We start from the raw sequence: 19,448 nt of genomic DNA, 5'->3' as shown, positions 1-19,448 counted from the left end.
TGGAGATCAACTCCAGTGCAGGGTAGGCATGTCGGGACTGGATAAACGCTGAAGGCATCTAAGCGTGAAGCCACCCTCAAGATGAGATATCCCATCGCAAGAGTAAGACCCCTTGAAGACTACGAGGTTGATAGGGCTAAGCTGTAAGTGCTGTAAAGCATTCAGGTGATAGTTACTAATAGGTCGAGGGTTTGACCAATGAGGTTGAATTTACGGATAGAGAGAAGATGGATTACTGAGAATAATTGATAATGTGGTGTACAGTTTTCAAGGCACGATTAAATAAAAAGATTTTGCAGTTGACACAGACTTGAATATTTGTTAATATATCCAAGCATTCAGCAAAGCAGATAAACACGCCGGTATAGCTCAGTTGGTAGAGCAACTGATTTGTAATCAGTAGGTCTTCGGTTCGAGTCCGAATCCCGGCTTCAAGCTCCGAGAGAAATCTCGGAGCTTTTTTGTTTATAAAGTAAAGCTGCGCCTCAGCCTTGGCAGACCATCGCGCAGCGATTTCGTTCCATTTATTAAATCCCCGAAGTCCCCAAAATCTTCTTAACAAACGCCTCATCCGGTCTCTCCGGATCCAAAGAGTAGATATCTATCCTGCTGGGATCACTTGAACGATTCTCAAAAGCAGGGAAGAGGAAGCCAAGCTCAGGCTTTCCGGCATTATAATCCTTATCAATCCTCGCAACAGCACAGATTATAAACTGAAAAACCTCCTCAGATTCCCCCTGCTCCTCCTTATCAGAGCCCTTTACAGGCACATCGTATATACCGTGATATATAAAAATGCCATACTCCTGTGAAATATGAATACCCTCCGCAAGCTGCTCACACAAAGTCTGCACCAGAAGATCATCCTTAAGCCCGTACTGTGACAAAGCCATCAAAAGCTTATGAATGCTGTCATAAGCCATATCACCCTTCGGAAACTCATAACTCCTGAGCTGCTGATTCGTCTTGGAAAAGGGAATAGTCTTTGCAAGCTCCAGATTTACCTGCCTGTCATGAGTGCCCATGTTGCGGAAATTAACATTAAAACTGTTATCTATATAGCCCTCAGGATCCATATAGGCACCGGCCGCCCGGTAAAAACAATTTCTGCTTAAAGTCATCCTTCTGGTAAGCTCCAGCATATCTTCTCGATTAATCATTTCTGGCCTCTTTCTAACTTCTATCAACTTTTTTATATACCGTAAATTTGTTATACTAAGGACGGAGCGCGAAGCGGTCCGACATCGACTTTTATATCATTCTATAAGGAATCAACCTATGCTAAAAATCACAACACCCTTTACAAGAGATCAGAAGGCCAATGCCTACATCTCAGAGTTCATAAATAACCGCATCATGTCACTTCTCATCAACGACATGGAAGAAGCTGCCGGTAAAGATTATCTCAAGGTCACTACCGATGACACAGAGTTTCAGGAGAATATCAGATTCTATTTTCCGGATCATTATTCAAAACCTGATGCTGCGGCAGCATTTATATCTCTTCTTAAAGGAATAAAGTCAAAAGAAGAGTTTATTCCCAATATCTATGAAGAGTACGCATTACACGCTGTGATCCACAGCTACATCCATCAGTGTGAGGATAAGGGAACCAGCCCTGCAAGGAATATGCCTTCAGAGGCGCGAAGCTACGTTTACTCAATTCTCAGAAACGAATATCTTGAGGACGGAGAGCGTGATGAGCAGGATCCTGAATTCCTGATGACGACATTTGAAGATATGTACGACTACGATGAATTCGTAACCTACAATATGGACTACGGCATGCTGGATCACATGACAGCAGAAGAAATAACTGCTGTGAGAGAAAAGAAATAAAGTAAATCTCAAAATTAACGTCGGATCCCGGATTAAATATATAGTGCCACCCTTTCATTTTCAGGAGAAATAACATTACACCAAAGCATCCTTGGGATCTGACATCATACCGTCGTTAATCCCTTATGATTTCATTTCATGAATATATTTCAATATCTCGTCGAAATCAGTGATGCACCTGTAGCTTTCATCTGATTCCGGTATAAAAAGAGAAGGAGCGGTCATGACACGATACTTAACTACAAGTTCTATGCCTGACTTTTCATCGGCCGGACACTCTTCGTATGGTATTCCTGCTTCCAAAAGCTCCTTTTTCACCTGCTTGCATCTGGAGCAATGAAATGTGGTTAGTAATTTTATTTGCTGATTCATAAACACCTCAGTTACTGCCGGCTTTGCCGGATTCATTTCTTGATGACATGAATATCAATTCTCCCAATGGGCATGTCATATTACGCCGGTAATTGTAGCATGGGGCGGTTTCAGCATCAATCGGGAATCAGTTCTTCACATCTCTGCATATCATGAGTGGGCTCTTAGTGTAAGGATTCGATGTCAACTATTGCCACTCATATCATTTGATTTGTCCGGACAAACTGTTAAACCGGCAGGGTGCGTAAAAATCTACTAAAAAAAGGAGAATAACTCATGCTGACTGATATTATCGGTTTTATCTTATCGGGTGTCATGCTCATATTTATGGTATCCTTTGTCCTTTTGGGGTATGCCCTTTTCAGAAACAAAACGGATCTGATAAGCCTTTGCAGGAAGGCAATGATCTTTAGCTTTGCTGCCTTTGCATTGGCAGTAACAGTGCTGCAGTTAGTTTTTATGAGCTAAACTGATTTAAGTATGAGGAATAAACGGTTCTATACGGAACCGTGACACTCACATAATAGAATTAATTAAAAGAGGATTTTATATGTACGATCCAGATTACAGATTGGGACTGGACATTGATCTTTTGAAAAAGAAGGATCTGGTCCGTTTTTTCGACATTGACGGAGTGCTGGCAGTTTACGGTTACGGTTCCGACGGTATCAATGTGTGCGGTGATGACGAATTTGATGAATTCGTAGAAAAGCACGATATATATGAAACAGCTGCCGGTCCCGACTTCATAAGGCAGTATATAGAGACCTATACTGACTGTTCAAGGAATTTCATACTAAGTATGTCCAGCACCCCGACTCAGGATGCTCAGAAGGTCAGATTCATAAATCGGGTATATCCCGGACTGTTCAAGCCTGAAAATATCCTGTTCACCAGAGACTCTGATAAATCAGACCTTGTAAAAGAAACTCTTGAACAGAAGTTTGACGGTCTCAGGACCCCTCACCTTTTCATCGATGATGATACCCGTGTCCTCTACAAGCTTCAGCTTAAAGGAGTAACTGCAGTTCATATATCAAGCCTTATTCTTTTGGCATCACTGAGATAATTCCGGTACAGACTTATTCAGGACACATTTTCTTGACAATTACGACACAAAATCTCCATCAATTAAACAAAATTGAGTCACACTTTTTCACTAATATTCAAAATGTAAACAGAAAGAACAACTGCAATTGAGTAGTGAAAATCAACTTGATGGAGGTTATCATGTATAGACATTTAGGAAAACGTTTAGCAACTATAGTTTTAAGTGCACTTGTATTCGGATCGGTTTCAGGTGTTACCATGGTGGGAGTAGGAAGAGCAGCACAGTTTGCATCCAACCAGAGCGTGGCAGCTGCTCAAACGAATACAGGAGCTGATGCCAATGCTTCTGCAGCGGGCACAGCACAGGACAGCTCATCTGCCGGAGCCGATGTGATGCTGGCAAACGGTAACCGGAACTCTTCAGCTGTAAATACCTCTTCATCTTCTGGCACCACAAAGACTGTTTCCGAAATCGCACAGGATGCCATGCCTCAGGTCGTATCAATCACCAATACCATAAGATACAAACAGTATGGCTACACCATGTTCGGCTTAGGCGGAGAGTCTGAGGCTGAAGCGGCAGCCAGCGGATCAGGTGTTATCGTTGGAAAGACAGACAGCGAACTTCTGATAGCTACAAACCATCACGTTATCGAAGATTCAACTACACTGAGCGTCCAGTTTGTGGACGGCAACTCTGCCGACGCACAGATAAAAGGAGAGGACTCGGATGCGGATCTTGCCGTAATCGCAGTTAAACTCAGCGACATCCCGTCAGAGACATTATCAAAGATAGAAATAGCAGAGTTCGGTGACTCAGACGCCCTTCAGGTAGGTGATCAGGTTGTTGCCATCGGCAATGCTCTCGGTTATGGCCAGTCCGTTACAACAGGAATCATTTCAGCAAAGGACAGAGATGTAGAGACCAACAAAGGAACCGAGTCAGGACTTCTACAGACTGACGCTGCCATCAATCCCGGTAACTCAGGAGGAGCACTCCTTAACATGAATGGTCAGTTGATCGGAATCAATGTAGCCAAGTATTCAAGTACAGATGTAGAGGGTATGGGATATTCCATCCCGAGCAACAAGGCAAAGGCCATCATAAGCACCCTTTCCAGCAAGGAGACAAGAAGCAAGGTTTCAGATGAGAACAGAGGATACCTCGGCATCCAGGCAAAGACCATAGATGCGGCAACAGCAGAAGCCTACGGCATGGTTCAGGGAATCTATGTATATAAGATAGTTGAGGGTTCAGCTGCAGCATCTTCAGACCTTCAGGAAAAGGATATCATAGTTAAGTTTGATGACCAGAGCGTCACAAGCTTTGATGACCTTCAGAATCTTCTTTCAAGATACTCTGCAGGTGAGACCATTAACCTCACGGTTAAACGTCCAAACGGAAGCACTTATGATGAGAAGGTAATCTCAATCACATTGACAGAAAATCCTGACAAGACTTCCGCTGATGCTTCAGATTCAAAGAATCAGGCAAATTCTGATTCTGCAAGAGACAGTGATCAGATATTCCGTGAATTCATTCAGGGACTTCCACAGTTCTATATGAATTGATACAGGTAGCCAGGGTAAGTGCCATTTATCTGTCAGGAAATGCGGAGGATATCCGGTTGGACTGAGGGATAAGGTATCAACTGTTTCATGACTTAAATATAATTAAAGTGGGGTGCAATGTTAAAAAATACTTTAACATTGTCCCCTTTTTTCTATGCTAAAATGGCATAATGACTTTTGAAATCAATGAAGTTTTCAAAACAATGAAAGGAATTCTTTTTTAATGCAGAATTACGACGGCAACTATAACCATTATGGAAACAATAATGGCAGCTATCATAGAAAAAAACGGGGCGGATGCGGCTGTCTCAGCGTCATGATCGTTGCTGTTCTCATTATACTTGCGCTTTCCATAGTCAGATTACCCGGCGAACTTGTGGCGAACTTAAACATTGAAACTGTCACAGATCCTGGTTTTGAAGATTTCTATGACCTTATCATGGATTCAATATCAGAAATATTTTACCATGAGACTGAAACCGAACCCTCTGCACAAGATGAGAGTAAGGATAAGCATGAGACTAAAGCCGTAAAAGAAAGTGAAAAGGAAAACACCATAATAAAGACTCCCGAAGAGACTTTGCCGGAAAGGAGCGAAGTTCCGTCGGAATCCGCTTCTTTATCGGATTCAAGTCAGGCAGGATACTACTGCTATAATCTATTAAATGATGATTTAAAGCTCGTATACAGAGAAATCCTTGAGGCCATAACAGAACGGAAAGAGAAGAGTCTGTCAACCCTTGATACCACCGAACTCAATACCATTTACAATTATATCGTTGCGGACCACCCGGAAATTTTTTATTCCAGCGGTATACATTACACCCAGGAACTGATAAACGGTACAGTTACATCCATTAAGGTCAGAGGTCAGTATTCCATGGACGAAGAAACCGCCGCTTCCTATGAAGCTTCAATGGTTCCCGTGATTCAGTCCATTCTTGTAAATGTTCCGGGCTACGTTGACGGTACCGAAACCTCAGACTATGAAAAGATAAAATACATATATGACTATATAATCGAAAATACTGAATATGTTCCCGGTTCCGATGAAAACCAGAATATCGTCTCGGTTTTACTTAATCACCGTTCCGTATGCAACGGTTACGCAAAAACCTTCCAGTATCTTTCCCAGCAGCTCGGAATCCCGGCAGTCCTTGTGACAGGCTATGCGGAAGGCGGTTTGCATGCATGGAATGCCGTACTGATGGATGGGGCCTGGTACCAGTTCGATGTAACCTTCGGAGATTCTCAGATATCCTCTGAAAAGACCTCATCCTTCACAAACTATGCATATTTCGGACTGACTGATCAGCAGATGAACGTAAATCATTCTGATCTCGGAACCATTCCGGTGCCTTCTTGTACCTCAACTTCCGGCAATTATTTCATAAAGAACGGTACTTATTTTGATAATGCTGACGCCGGGGCAGTGGGTGAGCTTGCCCGTTCGGTGCAGGCCTCCGGCGGAAACATTGTCCAATTCCGTACAGATTCGTCAGAAACCATGTCGGCTCTTATGGATTCACTTTTTACGAACCAGAGGATATATGATTATCTTGATAATGTCAGATCCTTTAACTACACATTGATTGATTCACAAAATACGATGATAATTATTTTTTAACGATACATGACTTTAAGAATCCGTCATGATACTAATAAAAAACCATAATTCCGAGGTAGGAGATATGAAACGAACAAAGCTTTTAACTTCTTTAATCGCTGCCATGGCAACAGCATCCTTTGCTTTTTCTTCTTTTGCAGGCTCATGGGCCTGGATAGACACTAACGGCGACGGACTTGCCGCCTGCTATTACTTTACGGATGAAGGCGACCTTCAAAAGGGAGGTATCACTCCAGACGGTTACACTGTTAATGAAAACGGCGCCTGGACAGTGGCGGGAGTTATACAGGAGCGTTCTGTACTCACGGATAAGGCTCACGAAAACATTGCTTTTTCCGGTACTACAGATGCTGCCAATGTAAATAACGGAAGATATCATTTCACCACGGCAGACTCCATGAGCATGACGCTTCCATTCAATGGAGTTGACATACTGACTCTTCAGGTAAACATTGACACGGAAAAGAACCTGAATCTTTCCATAGCCTACGAGGACGGACAGATCGGTACCATAACACTTCCCGTTAATCAGGACGGAAGCTACACCATGACCACAACCGGAGGCGATGTGATAATAAGCTTCGGAAACGGCGAAATGACCTGGAGCGGAAATTACTATGGCATCCCAACTGTACTTACCGCAGCGAAGGATTGAGTGTGATTAGCTGGTGGATGACGTTCATCTGTTCCCGGGACATATCGCCTGTGACAGTGCATCCAATTCTGAGATAGTTGTTCCGATTCATAACAAAATTACGGCAGAAATTGTCGGTGTACTGGATATTGACAGCCCGAGCCTTTCCAGATTTACAGAAGAGGACAGAGAAGGACTTGAGGAACTGGTAAGAGGACTTGAAGAAGTAACCGAATGGGAATAAAAATTAAAAAGTGATTTATGGCGGTGGAAAATATGCTGATTTTTCATCGCCATTTATTTTAGGGGTCGAAATTTACCGTAATGATGTTATAATCTCTTTCATGAGTACAGAACAGAACAAAATCAATTATAAATGGATTCCTTTTATCACCTACATCCTTATCTTCATAAATGTCATCATATTCCTTGCAGAGGAACTGAACGGCGGAAGTGAAAATATACATACAGCCATTAATTTCGGGGCTCTATACACTCCCTATGTAATTTTCCGGGGTGAAGTATATCGTATTTTTACATCCATATTTATTCACTTCGGAGTGGAACATATCGGAGCAAATATGATTTCCCTATGCGCCATAGGCCCTTATGTAGAGCATTATTTCGGACATTTCCTTTTCCTGGTGCTTTACATCTTTTCGGGGATCATCGGCAATATGGCTTCCATGTTCTTTGAGTGGAACACAGGTGTTTTCAATATCTCTGCCGGAGCAAGCGGAGCCATCTTCGGTCTTTTGGCTGTTTTCATTCTTTTTGCACTGAATCCGAAGCTTCGTAAAGTCTTTCCTATCCAGAGAGTGATTCTTTCTATTTTCCTTTCTCTGGTTGCAGGTATCAATGATCCCTCTATTGACTTTGCAGCTCATTTCGGAGGACTGCTTGGAGGACTGGTACTTGCTTTCATCATGCAGGAAATAATAAGATTTAATCTGCGAAGAGAAAAAACAACAAACTAGAATTTACGGCAGAAACCCTTAATTTAAGGCTTATTTCACCCCTTTGAATGACCTTAATAAATAACCCTCAGCGTCTTAAGAATTTCATAATATCAGATTTCGTTTTTCTTCAATCACTATTTTCAGGAGTTGTGTATAGTTAAGACAGTTGAGAACGATATATTAAATAAATGCACACTCCATAAAATTTATCTACTCACTTCAATCAAATCCTTTTTGAGTCCCGGCCGCACACCGGGACTTTTTTAGTGTATAAAATATTTTTATATGTTAGCTCTTGCTTTCTTCCATTTTTTAAAATAAAATAGAAAGGCTGTCTTGTTTTAGATAAGCAATTCATAGAATATAGGTTTTTTTATGTCAGAAGATAATAGAATAGTTACGGAAGATCGCGAAGCTGCAGATGTTGACACACTTGATTATTCAGTCCTGTCTTCCAATGAAAGTATAAACTATACGGGATATGATGACAGCTCTGATGTCATCACTAAAAATACGAAAACAGATATAAGCATCGGTATCAGCTCCGGAAATGATGATTTTTCCGATGAGGAAATTTCTGAAGATGATCTTTCCGAAGAAGATAAGGAAGCAAGAGCTCTTGATATGGAGGCTCTTTCAAATCTTGAGAATATCTCCGCAGACGATCCTGTACGAATCTATCTCAAGGAAATCGGAAGCTATCCGCTTCTTACACCGGAAAGAGAGCATGACCTTGCTGTACGCTGCAAAAACGGCGACTTAAGTGCAAAGCAGGAGCTGGTGGAATGTAACCTTCGACTTGTTGTTTCCATCGCAAAACGTTACACAGGCCGTGGCATGAACTTCCTTGATCTCATCCAGGAGGGAAACATTGGCCTCATGCGCGGAGTTGAAAAGTTTGAACCGGACAGAGGCTTCAAGCTTTCTACCTACGCAACATGGTGGATACGTCAGTCCATAGCAAGAGCCCTTGCAGACCAGTCCAGAACCATCAGAGTTCCTGTACATATGGTTGAGCTTATCAATAAAATAAAGAAGACTTCACGTCAGCTGGCATTGGAGCTCGGTCACGAGCCTACCACCCAGGATCTGAGCCTGGCGCTTGATATCCCTGAAGAAAGAATTCAGGAAGTCATCAATTACGATGCAGGTCCGGCTTCACTGGACAGCAAAGTAGGTGAGGATGAAGATTCTGATCTCGGATCTTTCATTGCGGATGATAAGATCACATCTCCGGAGCAGAACATCAACAATGTAATGATGAAGCAGCAGCTCGACAAGATTCTCGTTAATCTCAGCGACAGAGAGCGGGAAGTCCTTGAGATGCGTTACGGTCTTGTGGATGGTCACGAAAGAACTCTTGAAGAGATCGGAACCATTTACCACGTAACCAGAGAGCGTATCCGTCAGATCGAGAACAAGGCATTACATAAACTCCAGAATCCAAAGTACAAGCGTGAGCTGGACGGATTCCTTGAGTCATAAGTATTTTTAATTTCGGCTTTCTGTTATAAAATAGCAGAAAGCTTTTTCATTGTATTTTTTAAGAGGTAATAAATGAACGAAAAGCAAACACGTAAATCCGGAAATTCCGGAAAATCTTCAAAAAACGGAAACAGACCGGGCTCCTTCGGTAAGAAGCCTGCTTCAAAGGGAGCAAAGGGTAAGCCCGGCACAGCAGCCAAGCCTTTCTACCAGACAAAGCTTAAAGGTAAATCCGGCGCTCAGGTTGGAGATTATGTTATGATCTCCGACGGAAAGAAGAAGATCACAACACGCATCAATCTGCCAAACCACCCCTTTGCCAAAAAGGAAGTAGGAGAAATGGTAGTTATAAAGGGCGTGGAATGGTATCTCATCAGGATATTTATTCAGGGTACCGCAGCTTACAACAAGATTTTTGATGCCGACACCCAGCGTGAACATTTTGGTTATTAAACGGAGGACTCATGTCTACATCTTTATTTGAACTTATCAGCGATAACATCCGTTCAAACGATATGCTTCCGGAAGGTTTCCGTCTCTCCGGAGATACATTGGCACAGTCCCGGGAAAAAGTCCCTCTTGTAGACGGGGCTTTGGACGGCATGTATCTGTTTCATAACCTGCCGGGAAACAGCGATATGGAAGGTCTCATTGAGATCATCAATGAGGCATCCCGGCATGATTTCGACGCCGCAGAATATGATCTCCGGGATTTCTTTTCCGATAAAGACTGTCGTATGCTGCCATTGGTGGAGAAAATAGAGCAGTGGGTCAATGACAACTTAGGCACTATAGACGCTGAAGCTCTTTTTGAGTTTGCTGCCAACATCATAGTTAAAACAGATAATCCCGAATGTCTCAAGTTCGCACTTGTTTTACTTGAAATGATGGATACCGACGATAATGACGCAGTTAAGGATGTTGTACGTACTCTTGCACGTTCGGAGGAGTTTACACTTTTCTCCATTTTTGTAGCAGAGACCTGGAAGGACTCAACTGAAGCAATTCTTGACTTTGCAAAGCACACAAGAGGCTGGGGACGAATCCATGCTGTGGAGCATATCGATGCTGCCTCGGGAAAAGTAAAGGACTGGCTCTTCCATGAAGGTGTAAAGAACAACATCGGAACTGCCTATTCAGCACGTACAGTTGCAGAAAAGATCAATCTCGGAAAGGTATTTGCAAATCCTGCATTTAACTTTGATGACTATCTGCTTTCGAGACCCATCATGGAAGGACTGCTCAATGAAGGCTCTCTTCAGGGCATCAGCTCCATGAGTGACAGAAGTGAGATCATAGGCGGATTCCTGAAGCAGTCCGAAAACAGATCTCATACACCGGAAACTATCGCAACTCTTCTTGATATCAGAGACTACCTGAGCAATAACATATTCCCTGAATCCGGAAAGCTGGGCGACAGACTTGAAAAGCTTCTAAATTCCGATTCCATCAGGACAGCAGTTCAGCAGTTCATCGCCGAAAAGAAGGGATTCCGTATTGCCGGACGTATGGGCATAGACTGTCGCGACGAGATCCTTAATGCCATTTCAGAGGATTTTGCTGCCAATGCTTCCCTGGCAGACATCCTTCCCAAGGATTCGGATACCCTCGGAAAGCTTTTTGCCATTTACAGAGACAAGCTCCCCCTTCAGATGATGGCATCAGGTCCTAAAGACAACCTCGGTATAGGAGAGGAGTATCGTCCTTACCATCAGCTCGCTTTTCTGGTTCAAAACCTTGCAGACACTGCAGGAGAGGGCGAAGATTTCATTATATATTCTCTTAACTGTCCTGTTAATGCTAACCGCCGGATGGCTCTCAGCACCCTTCATGAATGGCTGAAGGACGATTATGTTCCGTCTGCCGCTATTAAAAACGCGGTATGGAAGCTGAAAGAGCAGGAGCCGGTTGAAGATATAGGAAATTTATTGGAGAAGATAGAGATCTAACAAATATACGGTTTCGTATTCAGACTTTATAACAGAATTACGGTCTGAACTTATATCATCATGACGGTATCATCCTTCGGGGTGATGCCGTTTTTTTGTTATATGTTTCTTACCGTAATTCTGTTATGTTTTCATTATTTACTCTCGGTTCCTTTCATTTGACGGCTGCTTTTCACCGTATAAATGTTATAAGTTGATCTGAAAACGGAAAAAAGGACAAAAAAATAACTGTTATCTCATACCGATCACCGGGGAAAGGCCCATTACTGATAACCTATAACAAAATTACGGCTTACATTTTTCTTACGATTGAAATTCTTCCGTAAGTTTTAATACGTTAATCCGGTAAATACCGTATTTTAGTTATATTTTAAGCAATCATATAGAATAAAATCCGTATGATGTCACAGAAAAAACTACGAAATTGCGTCGTAATTTTGAAATGAATCATTTTACCATATTTTCCACACAACCCCGTGTGTCTACCGTAAATATGTTATGTGTTCAAAAACACAGGCTTTTTATAACAAAATTACGGCTTAATTATTCTTTACGAAACCACCGTCATTGTGTTATCTTATCTATCCTGTGACCGTAATTTTGTTATAAGACGAATTTAACAAAAATCCGGCTTTGAATTAGTGCTATTTGACGAGTCAGGCAGAAAAATTGACTCAACTTTCAGCTCAAAGAGGACAAACAGCGGAAAAACGTACTACTATTCTGACTTTTTCAAGGCATTCCGTATCCCGATATCGATTTTTAACCCGTAATCAGGAGTGTACAAATGCAGCTTTTCTGATACCGTTTATTTGTTATCTTTAACCGTCATCGTGTTAGACCTCGCCGTAAATTTGTTATGGGTCACCGTAAAAATGTTATTTATGTGGACAAAAAACAACGTAATTCTGCGGTTTTTGGCTATTAAATAATATAAATATATATAATATTAAATAAATCAAATAAAAACCAAACCCTAAAAAAATATAAACGTGCACGCGAAAAAACACAGGTAACAAAAGCAAAAAATATTTGCTCTGTATGCCCGGTCGCAGATATTGGCATGAAAGGATAATGCAACTTTAGGGAGGTTACGGTGGAAAATCAGGTAAGAATAGAGATATAACAAAATTACGGTCATTGATTTTTCACTTTATGAGTTTTACTATATTGACATGATAAACGTGAAACGGAGTTTTGCAGATGGCTACATATAAGACGCAAAAACAGAAGATGGACGATCAGCGTACATACCTGGTTGTTAAGGATAATGCCCTTATTCAGAAGGCAAAGTATAATCTCACAGCTAATGAGCAGAAACTCGTAAACTACGTTATCACCATGATTAAGCCCGGTGAGGAAGAGTTCAAAAAATACGAGATCAGGGCATTGGATTTTGCCAGACTTTGCGGTATTGATCCTAAGAATGTATATCGTGATTTCAGAAATATGATCGATTCTATAGACGAGAAGGCTTTCTGGGTAAACATTGACAACAGAGTCATAAAATTAAGATGGTTCAACGAGCCTGAGTACAATGAGCGAAAGGGAACCATAAGTCTGATACTGGATAGTCGTATCAAGACCTATCTTCTCGGAATTCAGAACAATTTTACGGAATACGAGCTTTACAATATTCTTTCCATGACCAGCAAGTACTCACCACGTTTGTATGAGCTTGCAAAGTCCTATGCATATAAGGGACATGTTGATATTTCCATAGATGCTTTAAGGGAAAATCTGATGGCGGATGTATACAGCGCTTTCGGTAATTTCAAGCAGAGAGTTCTTTCTCCTGCAATAAAAGAGATCAACGAGTATACGGATATTACGGTATCTTATGACTGTATCACAGATAAGGGTGAGCTGGTAAAGGGAAAGCTGCAGGGAAAGCGTATCACTCATATCAGACTGTATATTGAGAATAAGGATACTCTGGATCGTTTTGCTACATATAATAAGACTGTCAGCAAGATAGAAAAGCGTAATCTGCAGTTCAAGGGTCAGCTGACTCTGAATTTTGATGAATCCGGTTCACTGGTGGAGATCGCCTGATGAAGCAGCAGTGTTTATATTTCTGCTGAAGATATGGCGAAAGAATAAAATATCGGAAAAAATAGCTTATAAGGATATTATTTTACTACAAATTTAAGTGGATGCAATAAAATGCGTCCATTTTTTTATACTTTTTTTCAAAAAAGACTAGACATGTAATAAAAAAACGCTATAATAGAATAGCTTGATTCTAAAAATAGCGATAGTCTGTAATTCGATAGATGACGCGCTTAGATCATGTGCTACTATGTTGTTTCAGCGATTCTAATATAAAGAGGTAGGGTAATGGCAGTAGAAATCAAACCGGTTCTCGAAGTTGAGGAAATCTCAGATGATAAGAAGTTTGGACGTTTTGTATGCGCACCACTTGCAAAGGGTGAGGGCACAGTTATCGGAAATTCTTTAAGACGTATTCTTCTCTCATCAATGCCTGGCGCTGCAGTTAGCGAGGTAAAGATTGATGGAGTTTATCATGAGTTTTCATCCATCCCTGGTGTTAAGGAAGATGTCAGCGATATCATCCTTAACTTAAAGAAGCTTGCAATTAAAAATACATCATCAAGCGATGATCCTGTTATGGCATATATCGACTATGCCGGAGAAGGTATCGTTCGTGGTTCTGATATCAAGGTTACTTCAGAAGTAGAGATCGTAAACAAGGATCAGGTCATTGCTACACTTTCAGGTAAGGAAGCAAGACTTTATATGGAGATAAAGATGACAAAGGGTCGTGGTTATGACGGTGCCAACACTCGTGACCGCAGCGATCTTCCTATCGGTGTCATTGCAGTTGATTCTATCTATTGCCCTGTAGTCAGAGTAAATATGGTCATCGATCAGATAGAGGGTACCAACGAAGAGAAGCTTACTCTTGATGTTACCACAAACGGAACTATGGCTCCAGATGATGCAGTTTCTCTTTCTGCCCGTATTCTTGACTCACATCTTAAGCTTTTTGCAGATATGGATGTCAGTGTTGAGAGCGAGGTTAAGGTTGAGGACGCAGGAAATAGCGATTCTAACGATCTTATGAACATGAACATCGATGAGCTTGAGCTCAGTGTTCGTTCTTATAATTGTCTTAAGAGAGCAGGCATCAACACAGTTGGTGATCTTTGCAGTAAGAATCTTGAGGACCTTTCAAAGGTTCGTAATATGGGTCGTAAGTCAATCGACGAGATCCTTGGTAAGCTTGAGTCCATGGGACTTGTACTCAGCAGCAGAGATGCAGAGTAATTGAAAATCAGGTAAACATAACAAAAAGACGGTTTCGAAAGAAACCGTCTTTTTTGATATACTACAACTATGAATGATTTTGATAAAAAAGAATACAGTTTCTCAATCGAAGAAAACCGAATGAGCCGTATGATGAAGGATATCCGGGCAGAGATCGCAAGACAGCGTCCTGTAGTTCCTTTTACCGAATCGGATATAGAAATGGTCCGGAGACAGGCACAAAAAATCGGAAATATGAAAATGCTGGCGGATCCGGAGGGATGGTATGTTGCCATGATACTTTCCGGATATCTAACGAAGGATAAGGATCAAAGGCTGTATATTTCTGACATTTTACATGCCCATTTAACAGGTATCTCAGCCAGTCTCGTGTATACAGATCCCTATTATCGAAATATAATGATTCCCGATGATCTGACCCTGGGAAATCATCATTTTGCGACACTTTCATATGATCAGGGGGAAATAATAGAGTTAAATCCCGATATGGTGGAGGGGATGTATATTCCTCATTACGGATATCTAAGGGATGCTCTGGAGGTACCATGCATAACTGAAGATAAGCCGGAGGAAGCTGTATGGATGAGTTTGTCCCCGGGCGAGATCATTACCATGAAAGAGGATATTGATAATGCCAAAGGCAGGGTTCTGACACTTGGTCTCGGTCTTTCATACTACGCATATATGACAGCGAGAAAGTCTTCGGTATCCACTGTGACGGTCATTGAAAGAGATGCCGAGACCATAGAACTCTTCGAGAATTACATACGTATTCAGCTTGGAAAGGACGAGTCCGGGAAAGATGTTTCCGCAAAGATAAGGATCATACAGGGAGATGCATTTGAATTCATGAAAACAGTAAAAGACGGTGATTATGACTATGTTTTTGCGGATTTATGGGAGGGACCCTATGACGGAAAGCCCATGTATCATAAGCTTAGGCGCATGACGGAGGGGTTCAAGAGGACAGAGGTTCACTACTGGATACTTCCGCAGATGCTGTCGGTGTGAATAAAGGAGAATGAATTTTGGCTATACTTACAACTCTATGTTATATAGAAAATGATGAGCAGTATCTCATGCTTCATAGAACCAAAAAGAAGAATGACTTAAATGAAGGCAAATGGATAGGTGTAGGAGGCAAATTTGAGAGGGATGAGAGTCCTGAGGAATGTCTTCTTCGGGAAGTGAGAGAAGAGACGGGCTATACATTGACATCCTGGAGATACAGAGGGATAGTGACCTTCATTTCAGGAAGGGCGGAGTCTGAGTACATGCATCTTTTCACTGCAGATGGTTTTTCCGGAGAGCAGACAGAGTGTAATGAGGGAGAACTGAAGTGGATTGCAAAGAAAGATGTTCCCACGCTTAATGTCTGGCCGGGAGACAGGATATTCCTTAAGCTTCTCCTTGAGAGACAGGATTTCTTTTCTCTGAAGCTTGTATATGATGCGGAGGACAGGCTTCTGGAAGCGAAGCTTGACGGGAAAGATTATTTAATTGAAAACTGATTTCCGAAAAAACAGTTGGAGGATAAGTTTGAAAGTAAACTTTCAAACTTAATTAGCGGGTCAGATACAAGCTCGTATAAATTCGGCTTGTGCCTGACCCATGGAGGTAAAAATGGGAAAATTTTATTTTGTACGTCACGGACAGACAGTCTGGAATGTTGAGAACAAGATCTGCGGTGCAACAGACAGCCCCCTTACTGAGAAGGGACACGAGCAGGCAAGAGAGACCGCAATGGAGATTAAGAAGAGGATAGATGGGGGAGAGATTCATATCGATGAGATCATAACATCACCACTTTCAAGAGCTTATGATACAGCAGAGGAGATTTCAAAGATCACAGGTATTCCAATGCGTAAAGAACAGCGGCTCATAGAGCAGAATTTTGGAAAATGGGAGTCAACACCAAGGGACGGTCAGGATTTTAAGCTGGCTAAACAGAATTTCATAAATGATTATGAGGGTGGAGAGTCCATGTTCAGAGTGGCTCAGAGGATCTACAATCTTCTGGATGATATAAAGAAGGAGCCGGATAAGGTATATCTTCTGGTGGCTCATAACGGTATCGCAAGATTTATAATGTCTTATTTTGAAAATATGACCAATGAGGAATTTGCGGCTTTCGGAGTAAAGAACGCAGAGCTTAGGGAGTTTGATTTCTGATACCGTAAATTTGTTATATGTTGATATATGGATAGAATAATTCGGAAAAATCAAAAAGAATTAAGATGCGGTCTGACCACCGGAACCTGTGCTGCAGCCTGCGGTAAGGCTGCCATGCTGAATCTACTTACAGGACAGGTTCCCGAGGCCGTGAACATAACACTTCCGGGAGGGGATACGGTTTCTCTCAAAGTTTCAAAGTGTGATTCTGACAAGCCTGATTTATCTCAAAATGGCTCCATCAGGAAACAGGATGGAATAGTTTATTCGGAGTTTTTCACTCTAAAGGATGCAGGGGATGATCCCGATGTTACAAACGGAACGGAAATTCATGTAAGGATAGAGGAAGTGGCACCGGAGGATGTCCCCCTCCATGCTTTCAAGTTTGAAAGCGGGCCTTCAAACTTTGTTGGTGGGTCAGATACAAGCTCTGATGAATCCGGTCCAAACCTGACCCATGGTAGTGTAAAAGAGAGTGATAAAGGCCTTTTTCTCGCAGGAGGAAAGGGAGTAGGTGTAGTAACGAAGCCCGGACTCCACCAGAATATAGGTGAGAGCGCCATTAATCCGGTGCCAAGAGAGATGATTTTCCGTGCCGTAAGGGATGTTTTGGAATCAACAGGGAATGAGGATCACAGAGAGATATTTCTCATTACAGTGATAGTTCCGGATGGTGAGGAACTTGCGAAGAAGACATTTAACCCCATGCTTGGTATAGAGGGAGGCATTTCCATCCTCGGTACCACGGGAATAGTTGAGCCAATGTCTGAGGCCTCAATAGTGGCCACCATTGAGACAGAGATCCGGCAGAAAATGTTTTTTCAGAGAGAAAAAAATAATCAAAAGGATGAAACAGAAAAGGATTCCCGGGAAGAGATGTCTTATGTTTCTGATGTTGAAAATACCGTTATAAACATTGGGGATAACGGTAACCGTGAAATGCCTGAAAATAATGGGAATTTTCAGACCAAAACATCGGGTATCATTGCGGTTCCGGGAAATTACGGGAAGCGTTATGCGGAGGAGCTGGGGCTTGATCCGGATAGATGTGTTACGGTATCGAATTATATCGGAGAAGCTATAGACCTTGCCATAGCTTACGGCTGCGGAAGCTTTCTTCTTATCGGAAATGTTGGAAAGCTCGTAAAGCTTGCTGCGGGGATAATGAATACCCACAGTAAGGTTGCTGACGGCAGGTGGGAGATATTTGCAGCACACCTTGCACTTTGCGGCGGAACCAGGGAGCAGGTGAGAGCCATGAGAGAAGCCGCTACCACAGAAGAAATGCTTACGAGACTCAATGAAATGGGTCTCAGAGAAGAAGTCATGGCATCCATAATGAAGGAAGTTGAGTTTCATATGGAGCACCGCATAAAGGGTAAGATGAAGTTTGGAGTTATTGTCTATTCCGAGAGATTCGGGATAGTCGGAAAATGCGGGGAAGCAGACAGACTGCTGAAGAAGTTTGAGGGGAGAATTGTCTGAAGGAATTAAGTACAAATCCAATCCTTCACATTCTGATTTTCCCATATTACTCACGGAAGGCCGCTAAAGGGTCCTTCCGTGCTCTCTGGGAACGTCAGCCCATTCGAATTCGCTTCGCGAGGGCTGACGCTACATGACAGATTCCTACGAAATCTGCCACGAGGCATGTGGAGCGTGCAATATAATATTAAGGTGAACTATATGGTACATTTTGTTGGAGCAGGCCCGGGAGATCCGGAGCTTATTACAGTTAAGGGACTGAGACTTCTCAGAGAGGCGGACATAGTAATTTACGCCGGATCTCTGGTAAATGCGGAGCTTCTTTCAAACTGCAGGGAAACTGCAGAGATTTTTGATTCAAAAGAAATGGATCTCATAGATGTTACAGAAATCTACAGGAGAGCCGGGAAAGAAAAAAAGACTGTGGTAAGGCTCCATACAGGGGATCCGAGTTTATATGGCGCCATACGTGAGCAGATGGACTGGCTTAAGCAAAACGGCATAGAGTATGATGTCTGCCCCGGGGTAAGTTCATTTTCAGGAGCTGCAGCAGCTCTGAAAAAGGAGTATACGCTTCCCGGAGTGACACAGACAGTTATCATCACAAGGGCGGAAGGACGGACACCGGTGCCGGAGAAGGAAAAGCTGAGAAAACTTGCTGAACATCAGGCTACCATGGTACTGTTTTTGTCTGCCACCTTATCGGAAAAGGTAAGAGATGAACTGATAGCGGGAGGGTATGCCGGAGACACACCTGCAGCTGTGGTATTCAGAGCCACCTGGCCTGATGAAGAAGTGGTGAGGACAACATTGGCAAAGCTTCCTGAAGCATTTTATCGTGACGAAGCAAAGCGTGAAGACGGAAATATGAAGCAGGCTCTTATAATAGTGGGCGCGGCAATTGACGATAAAACAGTATACGAATACTCAAAGCTGTATGACCGTAATTTTGTTACAGCTTACAGGGGAGAAAAACCCGGGAAACAAATTTATGATTGATTTTTCTATTGTAT

Annotated in this window: 20 protein-coding genes, 1 tRNA gene and 1 rRNA gene; 20 read left to right on the top strand and 2 right to left on the bottom strand. The window is 42.2% G+C overall.

Annotated elements, in window-relative coordinates; genetic code table 11:
- Both T515_RS17610 and T515_RS09905 read left to right on the top strand, forming a co-directional pair.
- Positions 1 to 199: ribosomal RNA gene (locus T515_RS17610) — 23S ribosomal RNA — on the top strand; the annotation flags it as partial.
- Positions 200 to 358: 159 nt separating this feature from the next.
- A tRNA-Thr gene (locus tag T515_RS09905) sits at positions 359 to 431 on the top strand.
- Between the two features lie 96 nt (positions 432 to 527).
- Here the strand turns inward: T515_RS09905 and T515_RS09900 are convergent.
- Positions 528 to 1,160, bottom strand: coding sequence for a DUF4317 family protein (locus T515_RS09900; protein ID WP_036610441.1), 633 nt, complete (start codon positions 1,158 to 1,160; stop codon positions 528 to 530).
- Positions 1,161 to 1,278: 118 nt separating this feature from the next.
- Between T515_RS09900 and T515_RS09895 the strand changes: the two genes are divergently transcribed.
- Positions 1,279 to 1,839, top strand: coding sequence for a hypothetical protein (locus tag T515_RS09895; RefSeq protein WP_036610438.1), 561 nt, complete (start codon positions 1,279 to 1,281; stop codon positions 1,837 to 1,839).
- 123 nt (positions 1,840 to 1,962) lie between these two features.
- Here T515_RS09895 and T515_RS09890 read toward each other — a convergent pair whose 3' ends face one another.
- Positions 1,963 to 2,211, bottom strand: coding sequence for a glutaredoxin family protein (locus T515_RS09890; protein WP_197026420.1), 249 nt, complete (start codon positions 2,209 to 2,211; stop codon positions 1,963 to 1,965).
- Between the two features lie 276 nt (positions 2,212 to 2,487).
- On the opposite strand from T515_RS09890, the gene T515_RS09885 reads away from it, so the two are divergent.
- The 17 genes from T515_RS09885 (at position 2,488) to cobM (ending at position 19,434) form a co-directional block, all read left to right on the top strand.
- The gene (locus T515_RS09885; RefSeq protein WP_036610432.1) at positions 2,488 to 2,679 is read left to right on the top strand and encodes a hypothetical protein; all 192 of its coding nucleotides are present in this window, start codon (positions 2,488 to 2,490) and stop codon (positions 2,677 to 2,679) included.
- An 82-nt stretch (positions 2,680 to 2,761) separates the two neighbouring features.
- Positions 2,762 to 3,280 carry a hypothetical protein gene (locus tag T515_RS09880; RefSeq protein WP_036610429.1) on the top strand — a complete coding sequence of 173 codons (519 nt, stop codon included), beginning with the start codon at positions 2,762 to 2,764 and terminating at the stop codon, positions 3,278 to 3,280.
- Between the two features lie 161 nt (positions 3,281 to 3,441).
- Entirely contained in the window at positions 3,442 to 4,833 is a 1,392-nt protein-coding gene (locus T515_RS09875; RefSeq protein WP_081832766.1) for a S1C family serine protease, read from the top strand.
- Positions 4,834 to 5,056: 223 nt separating this feature from the next.
- On the top strand, positions 5,057 to 6,460 hold the full coding sequence (locus T515_RS09870) for a transglutaminase domain-containing protein (RefSeq protein WP_036610425.1): 1,404 nt from the start codon (positions 5,057 to 5,059) through the stop codon (positions 6,458 to 6,460).
- A 64-nt stretch (positions 6,461 to 6,524) separates the two neighbouring features.
- Positions 6,525 to 7,115 carry a hypothetical protein gene (locus T515_RS16670; RefSeq protein ID WP_051671623.1) on the top strand — a complete coding sequence of 197 codons (591 nt, stop codon included), beginning with the start codon at positions 6,525 to 6,527 and terminating at the stop codon, positions 7,113 to 7,115.
- A gap of 13 nt (positions 7,116 to 7,128) precedes the next feature.
- On the top strand, positions 7,129 to 7,338 hold the full coding sequence (locus T515_RS09860; RefSeq protein WP_330372656.1) for a GAF domain-containing protein: 210 nt from the start codon (positions 7,129 to 7,131) through the stop codon (positions 7,336 to 7,338).
- A 100-nt stretch (positions 7,339 to 7,438) separates the two neighbouring features.
- A complete protein-coding gene (locus tag T515_RS09855; protein WP_051671622.1) occupies positions 7,439 to 8,071 on the top strand; it encodes a rhomboid family intramembrane serine protease in 633 nt (210 codons plus the stop codon).
- A 357-nt stretch (positions 8,072 to 8,428) separates the two neighbouring features.
- Entirely contained in the window at positions 8,429 to 9,538 is a 1,110-nt protein-coding gene (locus T515_RS09850; RefSeq protein ID WP_051671621.1) for a sigma-70 family RNA polymerase sigma factor, read from the top strand.
- Positions 9,539 to 9,610: 72 nt separating this feature from the next.
- On the top strand, positions 9,611 to 9,991 hold the full coding sequence (locus tag T515_RS09845) for a hypothetical protein (RefSeq protein ID WP_036610423.1): 381 nt from the start codon (positions 9,611 to 9,613) through the stop codon (positions 9,989 to 9,991).
- A gap of 11 nt (positions 9,992 to 10,002) precedes the next feature.
- A complete protein-coding gene (locus tag T515_RS09840) occupies positions 10,003 to 11,487 on the top strand; it encodes a hypothetical protein (RefSeq protein ID WP_036610422.1) in 1,485 nt (494 codons plus the stop codon).
- A gap of 1,203 nt (positions 11,488 to 12,690) precedes the next feature.
- Positions 12,691 to 13,542, top strand: a complete 852-nt coding sequence (locus T515_RS09835) for a replication initiation protein (protein WP_036610419.1) — start codon at positions 12,691 to 12,693, stop codon at positions 13,540 to 13,542.
- A gap of 285 nt (positions 13,543 to 13,827) precedes the next feature.
- On the top strand, positions 13,828 to 14,778 hold the full coding sequence (locus tag T515_RS09830) for a DNA-directed RNA polymerase subunit alpha (protein ID WP_036610416.1): 951 nt from the start codon (positions 13,828 to 13,830) through the stop codon (positions 14,776 to 14,778).
- A gap of 69 nt (positions 14,779 to 14,847) precedes the next feature.
- Positions 14,848 to 15,789 (top strand): hypothetical protein, encoded by a 942-nt coding sequence (locus T515_RS16665; protein ID WP_051671620.1) that lies wholly within the window; start codon positions 14,848 to 14,850, stop codon positions 15,787 to 15,789.
- A gap of 17 nt (positions 15,790 to 15,806) precedes the next feature.
- Positions 15,807 to 16,289 carry an NUDIX hydrolase gene (locus T515_RS09820; protein WP_036610412.1) on the top strand — a complete coding sequence of 161 codons (483 nt, stop codon included), beginning with the start codon at positions 15,807 to 15,809 and terminating at the stop codon, positions 16,287 to 16,289.
- A gap of 112 nt (positions 16,290 to 16,401) precedes the next feature.
- The gene (locus T515_RS09815) at positions 16,402 to 16,950 is read left to right on the top strand and encodes a histidine phosphatase family protein (RefSeq protein WP_036610410.1); all 549 of its coding nucleotides are present in this window, start codon (positions 16,402 to 16,404) and stop codon (positions 16,948 to 16,950) included.
- Positions 16,951 to 16,977: 27 nt separating this feature from the next.
- A complete protein-coding gene (gene cbiD / locus T515_RS09810) occupies positions 16,978 to 18,435 on the top strand; it encodes a cobalt-precorrin-5B (C(1))-methyltransferase CbiD (protein WP_036610408.1) in 1,458 nt (485 codons plus the stop codon).
- Positions 18,436 to 18,636: 201 nt separating this feature from the next.
- Positions 18,637 to 19,434: a precorrin-4 C(11)-methyltransferase gene (gene cobM / locus T515_RS09805; protein WP_036610405.1), complete on the top strand. Its 798-nt coding sequence runs from the start codon at positions 18,637 to 18,639 to the stop codon at positions 19,432 to 19,434.
- Positions 19,435 to 19,448 lie beyond the last annotated feature (14 nt).

The organism is Oribacterium sp. P6A1, from assembly GCF_000702885.1.
Taxonomy (GTDB): domain Bacteria; phylum Bacillota; class Clostridia; order Lachnospirales; family Lachnospiraceae; genus Oribacterium.
The sequence above is the reverse complement of the archived record's forward strand: the minus strand, read 5'-3'. Positions and strand labels throughout refer to the sequence as shown.